This window comes from Pseudomonas sp. Sample_21, from assembly GCF_004307525.1.
In the GTDB taxonomy this organism is placed as follows: domain Bacteria; phylum Pseudomonadota; class Gammaproteobacteria; order Pseudomonadales; family Pseudomonadaceae; genus Aquipseudomonas; species Aquipseudomonas atacamensis.
In genome coordinates, this window is sequence record NZ_RCNZ01000060.1 from 65,128 (window position 1) to 77,543 (window position 12,416).

At 60.7% G+C, this 12,416-nt stretch carries 10 protein-coding genes; 1 reads left to right on the forward strand and 9 read right to left on the reverse strand.

The features are described 5' to 3' along the window. Nucleotides 1-22 precede the first annotated feature (22 nt). From D8U71_RS10030 to ppsA, 6 genes are all read right to left on the reverse strand, one after another. Complete coding sequence (locus tag D8U71_RS10030) at nucleotides 23-847, reverse strand: mechanosensitive ion channel domain-containing protein (RefSeq protein WP_016773831.1); 825 nt, start codon at nucleotides 845-847, stop codon at nucleotides 23-25. A gap of 2 nt (nucleotides 848-849) precedes the next feature. Beyond that, the gene (locus D8U71_RS10035) at nucleotides 850-1,098 is read right to left on the reverse strand and encodes a hypothetical protein (protein ID WP_003223293.1); all 249 of its coding nucleotides are present in this window, start codon (nucleotides 1,096-1,098) and stop codon (nucleotides 850-852) included. Between the two features lie 63 nt (nucleotides 1,099-1,161). After that, nucleotides 1,162-2,157, reverse strand: a complete 996-nt coding sequence (locus tag D8U71_RS10040; RefSeq protein ID WP_130887697.1) for a zinc transporter ZntB — start codon at nucleotides 2,155-2,157, stop codon at nucleotides 1,162-1,164. Nucleotides 2,158-2,178: 21 nt separating this feature from the next. After that, nucleotides 2,179-2,670 carry a ribonuclease E activity regulator RraA gene (gene rraA / locus D8U71_RS10045; RefSeq protein ID WP_016773829.1) on the reverse strand — a complete coding sequence of 164 codons (492 nt, stop codon included), beginning with the start codon at nucleotides 2,668-2,670 and terminating at the stop codon, nucleotides 2,179-2,181. A 210-nt stretch (nucleotides 2,671-2,880) separates the two neighbouring features. Beyond that, entirely contained in the window at nucleotides 2,881-3,870 is a 990-nt protein-coding gene (locus D8U71_RS10050; protein WP_076566892.1) for an alpha/beta fold hydrolase, read from the reverse strand. Nucleotides 3,871-3,968: 98 nt separating this feature from the next. After that, nucleotides 3,969-6,338, reverse strand: coding sequence for a phosphoenolpyruvate synthase (ppsA, locus tag D8U71_RS10055; RefSeq protein ID WP_051600403.1), 2,370 nt, complete (start codon nucleotides 6,336-6,338; stop codon nucleotides 3,969-3,971). Nucleotides 6,339-6,512: 174 nt separating this feature from the next. Here ppsA and D8U71_RS10060 point away from each other — a divergent pair, with 174 nt between their 5' ends. Beyond that, a complete protein-coding gene (locus D8U71_RS10060) occupies nucleotides 6,513-7,331 on the forward strand; it encodes a pyruvate, water dikinase regulatory protein (RefSeq protein ID WP_016773826.1) in 819 nt (272 codons plus the stop codon). Between the two features lie 129 nt (nucleotides 7,332-7,460). Here the strand turns inward: D8U71_RS10060 and prpD are convergent, their stop codons facing one another. The 3 genes from prpD to acnA all read right to left on the reverse strand — a co-directional run. Beyond that, nucleotides 7,461-8,945, reverse strand: a complete 1,485-nt coding sequence (gene prpD / locus D8U71_RS10065; RefSeq protein ID WP_130887698.1) for a 2-methylcitrate dehydratase — start codon at nucleotides 8,943-8,945, stop codon at nucleotides 7,461-7,463. 292 nt (nucleotides 8,946-9,237) lie between these two features. Next, nucleotides 9,238-10,428, reverse strand: coding sequence for a 2-methylaconitate cis-trans isomerase PrpF (gene prpF / locus D8U71_RS10070; protein WP_130887699.1), 1,191 nt, complete (start codon nucleotides 10,426-10,428; stop codon nucleotides 9,238-9,240). 51 nt (nucleotides 10,429-10,479) lie between these two features. Next, the coding region (gene acnA / locus D8U71_RS10075; protein WP_130887700.1) for an aconitate hydratase AcnA at nucleotides 10,480-12,416 on the reverse strand (1,937 nt) is incomplete at its 5' end.

The following is a 12,416-nucleotide window of genomic DNA, read 5'->3' on the forward strand; positions in this document are numbered from 1 at the left end:
TACATTAGCAGGGTTTGCCGGTTTAGCGGCTACTCACATGCTGTTCCAGCAGGATCCGATTGGAGAGAGAGACTAGCTCACCCTCATCGGTCAGCAATGTGGTTTTAACCGTGCCGATCTCCTCGATCTGGCCTTCGACCTCGCCAACACGCACTTGTTGCCCAACCTCGTACAGCTCACGCACATAGATTCCCGCAAGAATCTGACCGGCGATTTCCCGGCTTCCCAAACCCATGGCCAGCGCAACTGCCAGACCAACGGTAATCAATACGATAACAATCACATGGTTCAGCAGGTCGGTCTTGACCTCGAGCTGGCTGATCGCAACCGAGATGCTGATGATGATCACCAGCCCCTGCGCGATCCGTCCCAACCCGGAAGCGTAGTCCAGCCCTACGCCTTCTGCTGCGCCGCGCACCAGCCCGTTGGCCAGTTGCGCCAGCAGGACCCCGACCAGCAGCACCAGCGCGGCGCCGAATACTTTCGGCAGATACAACGCCAGCATGTCCAGCGTAGCTGAAACTCGCTCGAGGCCAAGGGATTCTGCCGCAGAAACCAGAAAAATCAGCAGAACGAACCAGTAGACGATTTTACCGATCAGCGTCGAGATCGGCACCTGCAGCCCGGCACGCGACATCAGCTTGGTCAGCCCGGTGCCGCCCATCAGGCGATCGAGGCCCAGTTTGGCGAGCAATTTGGAGAGCAAGGTGTCGAGCAGCTTGGCCACGACGAAACCCAACAGCAGCACAACCAGTGCGCCGAACAGGTTCGGAATGAAGTTAGCGACTTTGGTCCACAACGCAGTCATTGCAGTGACGAGGCTCTGAGTCCAGAGATCAAGTTCCATATTCAATCAGCCTTATCAGCAGTGCGAGCGGTAGTTTTACGAAGACGGGAAACCGGCGAGACATGCGCCGAGCCATTGTTCAGGGCAATCATCAGCGCGGGCAGCCAGCGGCCCAGCAGGCTGAACAGATCACCGGCGCCGACCTGGCGGTTGGCGGTTTTGAGTACGCGGCCCAGGCAGGCATCGTCGTCGCGGCTGGACGGCGAAGCGTTGAGCATGTCGCGCAAAGACTGTTCAAACGGATCGTGCATACGCACCTCTCGTGATGTCTGTGAAAGACGCGGGCAGATTTACTCGGGTCACATGCGCCATGTTCACACCCAGCGCAATCGACGGAACAACCACCACTGGCCGAATGCCAGGGCGAGCACCGTCAGACAGGCGATCAGGAAGCCATACGGGCTTTCGGCGAACGGAATACCGCCGACATTTATCCCGAGCAGACCGGTGATGAAACTCATCGGCAAAAAGATGCAGGTAATGATGCCGAAGCGATACATGGTGCGGTTCATGTGCACGCTCAAACGCCGGTCTTCGGCCTCCAGCACAAGCCCTACGCGCTCTCGGGTCAATTCGAGCTCTTCCAGATAACGGGTCAGGCTGTTGTTCAATTCGTTCCAGTAGTCGGCATCGTCTTCGACGAACCACGGCAGTTTGATCCGCGTCAGCTGTCCGAAAATGTCCCGCTGCGGCGCAAGAAAACGCTTCAGCCCGGCCGCTCTGCGACGGATGTGCAAAATCGCCCCATGCTCGGGGGTATACCGTTCGTCGGCGTCGAGTTTTTCTTCCTCTTCATCCACCACTTCCGACAGGCACGTGACCAGATCCTGCACTTTGTTGGTGAGGAACTGCGCCAGATACAGCATCAATTCCGAGGAAGTTCTTGGCCCTTTGCCCTCACCCAGCAGCGCCAGCAACTCATCCGTAGCGCGCAACGGACGCAAGCGCAGGGAAATCACTCGCTGAGCCGAGGCGAAAATCCGCACCGAGACCATATCTTCCGGCTCGGCGCCCGGGTTGAGATTGACCCCGCGCAGAAACAGCAGCAGCTCGGAGTCGGGCAATGGCAACAGACGCGGGCGGGTATTCTCTTCCAGCAACAGATCGCAGGTGAATTCATTGAGCCCGCTGGATTTGCGCAGCCAGGTCTGGGTCTGCGGATGGCTGCGATCCCAGTGCAGCCACAGGCTTTCATGGGCCAGCAGCTGCAAATCGTCGAGCTCAGTCCGGGCTATCGAACGCGCACCGCCCTTGCCGTCCAGCACCAGGGCATGCACCAGCCCCCATTGCGCGTTTTCTTCCTCGAACATCCGCATCCCTTGTCGAAAAGCTTATTCAGGCATTTTCAGCGGGCTCGGCGACACGATCACGCCGTTGTTGTCCGCATAAATGTACTGGCCCGGGTGGAACGTCACGCCGGCGAAAGTCACCGGGACGTTGAGGTCGCCAATGCCGCGCTTGTCGGTTTTCATCGGATGGCTGGCCAGCGCCTGCACGCCGAGATCGGTCTGGGCGATGACGTCGACGTCACGGATGCAACCGTAGATCACCAGCCCTTCCCAACCGTTCTGCGCGGCCTTGGCGGCGATCATGTCGCCCAACAGGGCGCGGCGCAGCGAACCGCCCCCATCAACCACCAGCACTTTGCCTTTGCCATTGAGTTCGGCCTGCTCCTTGACCAGCGAATTGTCTTCGAAGCACTTGATGGTCACGATTTCGCCGCCGAAGGAATCCCGGCCGCCGAAATTGCTGAACATCGGTTCCAGCACCTGCACCAGCTCCGGGTAGGCGTCGCACAGGTCAGGCGTAAGGTAATGTTCCATCGAAAAACTCCTGTAACAAGGAAGACGATCAAGGATGCCGCATTCTGATGAGACGAGTTCCGGCGGTCGCTGTTTACCTTAGTCCATGCCATGGTCGCTGAGCGAACCTGAACCGCAGCTGAAACGTTATCGCTAAACAGTCACGAAATATGACCGGAACCGCACAATGCGTCATATCTTAGCCGCAAGCCAGGCTGAACGGAACGCCCCTCACACCGCAGCGGCCAGATCCGTCGTCTGCGCCAGCAACGGCGTCTGCTGATCGTTCAACCAGCGCGCCACCAGCGGCCACACCTCAGCCTGCGCCGCTTTGCTCACCAACATTTCGACATGACCGAAATTATCCGAGAAGCCCTGCTCGCGGCCCAGATTGATGAACTGCTTGCACTCTGAGCCGATCTGCTCGAACAGCTTGCGGCAGGCCCACGCCGGATCCTGATGATCGCCCGCTGCCGTCACCGCCAGCACCGGCACCTGCACCTCGGCAAGACCGGCCCACCAATCCTTGTCCTTGTCGCCGAAGCGGCCGAACAAGCCGTACCAGCGCATGCTTTCGATGGCCAGGCCGATCGGCTCGTCTTCCGGGCCGCGTTTGAGGCGTGAGCCGGACAACTGCGCGAAACGCTTGAGAATAAAGCGCCCGCCCCACTCCACCGGTGGGATTTTCAACGGCCAGTAGGTGCGGCTGACCTGGGTGCCGAAAAACGCCGCCGAGGCCACGGCCGGTTCGCCGAGATATTCGCCACCGAGCGCCGCCGCCAGGGTGATGCCGCCCAGCGAATGGCCGATCCAGTGCGGGATCTGTCCGCTCTGCTCACGCACGAACGCGGCAATCGCCGGCAGATCGTAGCGGGCATAGTCGGCCACGCGGTTGCGCCGGTAGTCCTCATTGCGCTGGGACAGGCCGTGACCGCGCATTTCCGGAATCCACACGTCGAAGCCCAGCCGCGTCAGATACGCGCCGAGCCCGAGGCCTTTGGGGGAAAACCAGAAGCGCCGATTGGAAAAGCTGCCGTGCAACAGAATCACCGGCACGCCGCGTGGCGCCGTGTCATCGGCCATCCCCAGGCGGGTGACGGCGATCTCCACGGACCAGTCCGGGCTGTTGCCGGGTTTCAATCGATAGACGTCTTCGCTCAGATCGCCGCGCCGTTCGGCGCTGATCAGCGCGACAGGAAACAGGTTGCTGCTGCTTTGCATAATGCTCTTGCACAAAAAAGGGCGGCATCCGTTGGAGCCCGCCCTACTTCAATCTCAAGGCCCGCTCCCACATGGGGCGCGGGCCAATTACATACAGATCAAGCCTGACCTTCGGCGAGGAAGAACCAGGTTTCCAGCACGGTGTCCGGGTTCAGCGACACGCTTTCGATGCCCTGTTCCATCAGCCACTTGGCCAGATCCGGGTGGTCCGAAGGACCCTGACCGCAGATGCCGATGTACTTGCCGGCCTTGTTGCAGGCCTGAATGGCGTTGGCCAACAGCTTCTTCACCGCCGGATTCCGCTCGTCGAACAGGTGCGCGATGATCCCCGAATCGCGGTCCAGACCCAAAGTCAGTTGGGTCAGGTCGTTGGAGCCGATCGAGAAACCGTCGAAGAATTCGAGGAATTCCTCGGCCAGAATCGCGTTCGATGGCAGTTCGCACATCATGATCACGCGCAGACCGTTCTCGCCGCGCTTCAAGCCGTTCTCGGCGAGCAGATCGACCACCTGGCTGGCTTCGCCGAGCGTACGGACGAACGGCACCATGATTTCCACGTTGGTCAGGCCCATCTCGTTGCGCACGCGTTTCAGCGCGCGGCATTCGAGCTCGAAGCAATCGCGGAACGATTCGCTGATGTAACGCGAAGCGCCACGGAAGCCCAGCATCGGGTTTTCTTCTTCCGGCTCGTAGAGCTTGCCGCCGATCAGGTTGGCGTATTCGTTGGACTTGAAGTCCGACAGACGCACGATGACTTTTTTCGGCGTGAACGCTGCAGCCAGGGTGCTGATGCCTTCCACCAGTTTGTCGACGTAGAAGTCGACCGGGTCGCTGTAACCGGCAATACGCTTGTCGACGCTGTCCTTGATTTCCTGCGGCAGACCGTCGTAGTTCAACAGCGCTTTCGGGTGCACGCCGATCATGCGGTTGATGATGAATTCCAGACGCGCCAGACCAACGCCGGCGTTCGGCAATTGGGCGAAGTCGAAGGCACGATCCGGGTTGCCGACGTTCATCATGATCTTGAACGGCAGCTCCGGCATGGCGTCGACGGAGTTCTTCTTGATGTCGAAGCCCAGTTCGCCTTCGAAAATGTAGCCGGTGTCGCCTTCGGCGCAGGATACGGTCACGCCCTGGCCATCCTTCAGCAGCTGGGTGGCGTTGCCGCAACCTACCACTGCCGGGATGCCCAGCTCACGGGCGATAATCGCCGCGTGGCAGGTACGCCCGCCACGGTTGGTGACGATGGCGCTGGCGCGCTTCATCACTGGTTCCCAGTCCGGGTCGGTCATGTCGGATACCAGAACGTCGCCCGGCTGGACTTTGTCCATCTCCGAGACGTCTTTGATGATGCGTACTTTGCCGGCGCCGATGCGCTGGCCGATCGCCCGACCTTCCACCAGCACGGTGCCGGTTTCCTTGAGCAGGTAACGCTCCATGACGTTGGCCTGGGTGCGGCTTTTCACGGTTTCCGGACGCGCCTGGACGATGTATAGCTTGCCGTCGTCACCGTCCTTGGCCCACTCGATGTCCATCGGGCAGCCGTAGTGCTTCTCGATGATCATCGCCTGCTTGGCCAGCTCGCTGACTTCGGCGTCGGTCAGGCAGAAACGCGCGCGTTCGGCCTTGTCGACATCGACGGTCTTGACCGAACGACCGGCCTTGGCCTCGTCGCCGTAGATCATCTTGATGGCTTTGCTGCCCAGGTTGCGGCGCAGGATGGCCGGACGACCGGCTTCCAGGGTGCCTTTGTGTACGTAGAACTCATCCGGGTTGACCGCGCCTTGTACGACGGTTTCGCCCAGGCCATAAGCGCCGGTGATGAACACCACGTCACGGAAACCCGATTCGGTATCGAGGGTGAACATCACGCCGGCGGTGCCGGTTTCCGAACGCACCATGCGCTGCACGCCAGCCGACAGGGCGACCAGTTTGTGGTCGAAGCCCTGGTGCACGCGGTAGGAAATCGCACGGTCGTTGAACAGCGAAGCGAACACCTCTTTGGCGGCGCGGATAACGTTTTCCACACCACGGATGTTCAGGAAGGTTTCCTGCTGACCGGCGAAGGACGCGTCCGGCAGGTCTTCGGCGGTGGCGGAAGAACGTACGGCCACGGCCACGTCAGGATTGCCGGCCGACAGCGCGGCGAACGCGGTGCGGATCTCGGTGTTGAGCTTTTCAGGGAATTCGGCGTCCATGATCCACTGACGGATCTGCGCACCGGTCTTGGCCAGGGCATTGACGTCGTCGACGTCGAGCGCGTCGAGGGCCTTGTGGATCTGATCGTTCAGGCCGCTCAGTTCGAGGAAGTCACGATAGGCCTGAGCCGTCGTGGCGAAGCCGCCGGGGACCGAAACACCGGCGCCTGCCAGGTTACTGATCATCTCGCCCAGGGATGCGTTCTTGCCCCCCACATGCTCAACATCGTGTTTGCCGAGCTTATCGAGGGAAACTACGTACTCTACCAAGGTGATCTCTCCACTAACTGTGTTGGAAAAGCTCAGAAACCGGCGGCCCGGGGGAGCCTTGGCCGGTTGTATGGCCTGGACCTGGAAAATAAGTGAGAATGCGGGCCAATGGCGGCCAGCAAATCGCGCCTATCATATCCAGAAATGCTCATCAGCTTAAGGCCCAAGGTGCAAATGAAACGATCTGCTTTCTTCATCTCCGATGGCACCGGCATTACCGCCGAAACCCTGGGTCAAAGCCTGTTGGCGCAGTTCGAAAACATTACCTTCAGCAAATTCACGCGGCCCTACATCGACAGCGTGGAAAAAGCGCGGGCCATGGTACAACAAATCAACAAAGCCGCTGAAACCGACGGCTTTCGCCCGATCATCTTCGACACCATCGTCAATCAGGACATCCGTGAGATTCTCGCAACGTCCAATGGTTTCATGATCGACATTTTCTCGACCTTCCTCGCGCCGCTCGAACAGGAGCTCACCGAGCATTCTTCCTACACCGTCGGCAAATCCCATTCGATCGGGCACAACTCCAATTACATGGAGCGCATCGAGGCGGTGAACTTCGCCCTCGACAACGATGACGGCGCGCGCACCCACTATTACGACAAAGCCGATCTGATACTAGTGGGCGTGTCGCGATGCGGCAAAACGCCGACGTGTCTGTACATGGCCATGCAGTTCGGTATCCGCGCGGCCAACTATCCGCTGACCGAAGACGACATGGAACGCCTGACCCTGCCCACCGCCCTGCGCGCCCATCAGCACAAGCTGTTCGGCCTGACCATCGACCCCGACCGCCTGACCGCGATCCGCAATGAGCGCAAGCCCAACAGCCGTTATTCGAGCTACGCCCAGTGCGAATTCGAAGTGCGCGAAGTGGAAAACCTGTTCCGCCGCGAGAACATTCCGCACATCAATTCCACGCATTTCTCGGTGGAAGAGATTTCGGCGAAGATTCTCGTGGAAAAAGGCGTTGAGCGGCGATTCAAGTAGGTTTGCGGTGCCTGATCTGACGCTATCGCGGGCAAGCCCGCTCCCATTCTGAAGGCGTTCACAATTTCTGTGTTCATCACCATTCCCTGTGGGAGCGGGCTTGCCCGCGAAGAACGATAACGCGGTCCGTCAGATCACAAACAGGTCGATGAATCGATTCACCGGCGTGGCTTCAAGCCGCGCCTGATCCTCGCACAGCGCAAAAATCTCAGCGCAACGCTGGCCGGCAAACCGCGTGGCCAGGTTGGCCTTGAACTTGTCCTCCAGCAACGCAATGCCCTCGGCGCGGCGGCGGCGATGGCCGATCGGGTACTCCACCACGACGTTGTCGGTGCTGCTGCCGTCCTTGAAAAACACCTGCACGGCGTTGGCAATCGAGCGTTTGTCGGGCTCAAGGTATTCGCGGGTGAAACGCGGCTCTTCGACAATCACCATTTTTTCTCGCAGCACATCGATGATCGGATGCGCCTTGTGGAAGTCGTCTTCGTAGTGCTCCGCCACCAGATTGCCGAATGCCAGCGGCACGGCGGTCATGTATTGCAGGCAGTGGTCGCGGTCGGCGGCATTGGCCAGCGGGCCGACCTTGGAAATGATGCGGATCGCCGATTCATGGGTGGTGATGACGATGCGGTCGATCTCATGCAGCCGATTGCGAACCAGCGGATGCAAGGTCACCGCCGCCTCGCATGCCGTCTGCGCATGGAATTCGGCGGGGAAACTGATCTTGAACAGCACGTTTTCCATCACGTAACTGCCGAGCGGCCGGGAAAAGCTGAAAGCGCGTTTGTCCTCGGGCTTCAGCGCCAGATCGTTGTTGGTGTGGCTGAACAGCACGTCATAAAAGCCCCACTGCTTTGCCGTCAGAACCCCGGGAATGCCCATCTCACCACGCATGGCAATGTCGGCTAGTCTTACGCCGCGACTCGCCGCATCCCCCGCCGCCCAGGATTTGCGTGAGCCGGCGTTTGGCGCATGGCGATAGGTGCGCAGCGCCTGACCGTCGGCGAAGGCGTGGGACAGCGCCGACAGCAGCTGCTCGCGATTGGCGCCCATCAGTCGGGCGCTGACGGCGGTCGAGGCGACTTTCACCAGAATGACGTGGTCGAGTCCAACCCGGTTGAAGGAGTTTCCCAGAGCGATCACGCCTTGAATCTCGTGGGCCATGATCATCGCTTCAAGCACATCACGCAGGGTCAGCGGCGCCTCACCGTGGGCGACGCGTTTCTGCGACAGGTGATCGGCTACGGCGAGGATGGCACCGAGGTTGTCCGATGGATGGCCCCATTCGGCGGCAAGCCAGGTGTCGTTGTAATCGAGCCAGCGGACAATGCAGCCGATATCCCACGCGGCTTTGACCGGGTCGAGGCGATAAGGGGTACCTGGGACTCGTGCACCGAACGGTACAACCGTGCCTTCGACGATCGGGCCGAGGTGTTTCGTGCATTCGGGGAAACGCAGGGCCAGCAGACCGCAGCCAAGCGTGTCGATCAGGCAATTGCGCGCGGTGTTCAGCGCCTCGGCGGATTCGGGCTTGAAGGTGAGGACGTAGTCGGCGATGTCCTGCAGGACTGCGTCGTAATCGGGGCGGTTGTTCAGGTCGACGTTGGCGCTCACGGTGGTTCTCCTGTTCGGGGAAATGAGTGGTTGGGTCTTCCTCAGGGGCTTGGCTGGTTTATGGTTCGTGGTGTCTGGTTTCTTTGTGTTGTGTCAGAGGGTAGCCCCTCACCCTAGCCCTCTCCCGAGGGAGAGGGGACCGATTGGGGGATGCCGTGGAGGTTCACCGACCTGAAAGTCCATCGCTGAATCCATAATCGTCTCGATCTCTCAGGTCGATGTACCTCGCAAGACACCTCTGTCAGCCCCCTCTCCCTCAGGGAGAGGGCTGGGGTGAGGGTAAAATGTCGAGTCAGAACGAGTCAGCAGGCACGCGGACGTAACCTTCCATGAGAACGCGTGCACTGCGGCTCATGATGGCTTTCTTCACCACCCACTCGCCATTCTCCAGCGTCGCCTCGGCGCCCACGCGCAACGTCCCGGACGGATGGCCGAAACGCACGGCATTGCGTTCAACGCCACCAGCAGCAAGATTGACCAACGTCCCGGAAATCGCCGCCGCCGTGCCGATCGCCACTGCTGCCGTGCCCATCATCGCGTGGTGCAGCTTGCCCATCGACAACGCGCGCACCAGCAGATCAACGTCACCGGCGGCAATCGCTTTACCGCTCGACGCCACGTAATCCGCAGGCTTGGCGACGAATGCGACTTTCGGCGTGTGCTGACGCTTGGCGGCTTCTTCCAGATTGGCGATCAGGCCCATGCGCAACGCACCGTAAGCACGAATCGTCTCGAACATCAGCAGCGCTTTTGGATCGCCGTTGATCGCGCCCTGGAGTTCGGTGCCGGTGTAACCGATGTCTTCGGCGTTGACGAATATCGTCGGGATCCCGGCATTGATCATGGTCGCCTTGAACGTGCCGACACCCGGGACCTCAAGCTCATCGACCAGATTGCCGGTGGGGAACATTGAGCCACCGCCGCCCTCTTCTTCCGCCGCCGGATCCATGAATTCGATTTGCACTTCGGCCGCCGGAAAGGTCACGCCGTCGAGTTCGAAATCACCGGTTTCCTGCACTTCGCCGTTGGTGATCGGCACGTGGGCGATGATGGTCTTGCCGATGTTGGCCTGCCACACGCGCACCACCGCTACGCCGTTGTGCGGAATGCGGCTGGCGTCGACCAGACCGTTGCTGATGGCGAACGAACCGACCGCCGCCGAGAGATTGCCGCAGTTGCCGCTCCAGTCGACGAACGGCTTGTCGATCGACACCTGGCCGAACAGGTAATCGACGTCGTGATCGGCGCGGGTGCTTTTCGACAGGATCACGGTTTTGCTGGTGCTCGACGTCGCGCCGCCCATGCCGTCGATCTGCTTGTCGTAGGGATCGGGGCTGCCGATCACTCGCAGCAACAAAGCGTCGCGCGCCGGGCCTGGAACCTGCGCTGCTTCGGGCAGATCCTTGAGGCTGAAGAACACGCCTTTGCTGGTGCCGCCGCGCATGTAGGTGGCAGCGATTCTGATTTGTGGTGCGTGAGCCATGGTGCTCCTTACCGAGGCATGGGACTTGAAATCCCATGCCTACACGTTGATTTAAACGGCTACCGCCGATCCTTCGAGGAAATCCTGTGCGAAGCGCTGCAACACGCCGCCGGCCTCGTAGATCGACACTTCTTCAGCGGTATCGAGCCGGCAGGTCATCGGCACTTCGACGCGCTCGCCGTTCTTGCGATTGATCACCAGCGTCAGATCCGCGCGGGGTTTGCGTTCGCCGATCACGTCGTAAGTTTCGCTGCCGTCGATGGCCAGGGTGTGGCGGTTGGTCCCGGGTTTGAATTCCAGCGGCAACACGCCCATGCCCACCAGGTTGGTGCGGTGAATGCGCTCGAAACCTTCAGCGGCAATCGCCTCGACACCGGCCAGGCGCACGCCTTTCGCCGCCCAGTCACGGGACGAACCCTGACCGTAGTCAGCGCCAGCGATGATGATCAGCGGCTGCTTGCGCTGCATGTAGGTTTCGATGGCTTCCCACATACGCATGACCTGGCCTTCCGGCTCGACACGCGCCAGCGAACCCTGCTTGACCTTGCCGTTTTCCACGACCATTTCGTTGAACAGTTTCGGGTTGGCGAAGGTCGCGCGCTGGGCCGTCAGGTGGTCGCCACGGTGGGTGGCGTAGGAGTTGAAGTCCTCTTCCGGCAGGCCCATTTTCGCCAGGTATTCGCCGGCGGCGCTGTCGAGCATGATCGCGTTCGATGGCGACAGGTGATCGGTAGTGATGTTGTCCGGCAGCACCGCCAATGGGCGCATGCCCTTCAGCGGACGGGCGCCGGCCAGCGCGCCTTCCCAGTACGGCGGACGGCGGATGTAGGTGCTCATCTCGCGCCAGTCGTACAGCGGCGCGACTTTCGGCCCGGTGTCTTCATGCACTGCGAACATCGGAATATAGACCTGACGGAACTGCTCAGGCTTGACCGAAGACTTCACCACCGCATCGATTTCTTCATCGCTCGGCCAGATGTCTTTCAGGCGAATTTCCCGACCATCGACCACGCCCAGCACATCCTTCTCGATGTCGAAGCGGATGGTCCCGGCGATCGCATAAGCGACCACCAGCGGCGGCGAGGCGAGGAATGCCTGTTTGGCGTACGGGTGAATGCGGCCGTCGAAGTTGCGGTTGCCGGAAAGCACCGCGGTCGCGTACAGATCGCGGTCGATGATCTCTTGCTGGATCAGCGGATCGAGGGCGCCGGACATGCCGTTGCAAGTGGTGCAGGCAAATGCCACAACGCCGAAACCGAGCTGTTCCAGCTCAGTGGTCAGCCCCGCTTCGTCGAGGTACAGCGCCACGGTTTTCGAGCCCGGCGCCAGCGAGGATTTGACCCACGGCTTGCGCGTCAGGCCGAGCTTGTTGGCATTGCGCGCCAACAGGCCGGCGGCGATGACGTTGCGCGGGTTGCTGGTGTTGGTGCAACTAGTGATGGCGGCGATGATCACCGCGCCGTCGGGCATTTGCCCCGGCACGTCATCCCACTGGCCGGAGATGCCTTTGGCCGCCAGATCCGATACCGCAACGCGGGCGTGCGGGTTGCTCGGGCCGGCCATGTTGCGCACCACCGAGGACAGATCAAAAGTCAGACCGCGCTCGTATTGCGCACCTTTGAGGCTGTCAGCCCACAGCCCGGTCAACTTGGCGTACTGCTCGACCAATTGAACCTGCTGGTCTTCACGACCGGTCAGTTTCAGGTAATCGATGGTCTGCTGATCGATGTAGAACATCGCTGCCGTGGCGCCGTATTCCGGGGCCATGTTGGAAATTGTGGCGCGGTCGCCGAGGGTCAGCGCTGCTGCACCTTCACCGAAGAATTCCAGCCACGCGCCAACGACTTTCTGTTTGCGCAGGTATTCGGTCAGGGCCAGGACCATGTCGGTGGCGGTGATGCCCGGTTGCAGCTTGCCGGTCAGTTCGACGCCAACGCTTTCCGGCAGGCGCATCCACGACGCGCGGCCGAGCATCACGCTCTCGGCTT

Bases quoted from the DNA above. Each gene is read 5' to 3' on its own strand.
- D8U71_RS10040 (WP_130887697.1), bottom strand. From the start codon at position 2,157: ATGTTCGAGGAAGAAAACGCGCAATGGGGGCTGGTGCATGCCCTGGTG.
- D8U71_RS10050 (WP_076566892.1), bottom strand. From the start codon at position 3,870: ATGCAAAGCAGCAGCAACCTGTTTCCTGTCGCGCTGATCAGCGCCGAA.
- D8U71_RS10030 (WP_016773831.1), bottom strand. From the start codon at position 847: ATGGAACTTGATCTCTGGACTCAGAGCCTCGTCACTGCAATGACTGCG.
- prpF (WP_130887699.1), bottom strand. From the start codon at position 10,428: ATGGCTCACGCACCACAAATCAGAATCGCTGCCACCTACATGCGCGGC.
- D8U71_RS10060 (WP_016773826.1), top strand. From the start codon at position 6,513: ATGAAACGATCTGCTTTCTTCATCTCCGATGGCACCGGCATTACCGCC.
- rraA (WP_016773829.1), bottom strand. From the start codon at position 2,670: ATGGAACATTACCTTACGCCTGACCTGTGCGACGCCTACCCGGAGCTG.
- D8U71_RS10035 (WP_003223293.1), bottom strand. From the start codon at position 1,098: ATGCACGATCCGTTTGAACAGTCTTTGCGCGACATGCTCAACGCTTCG.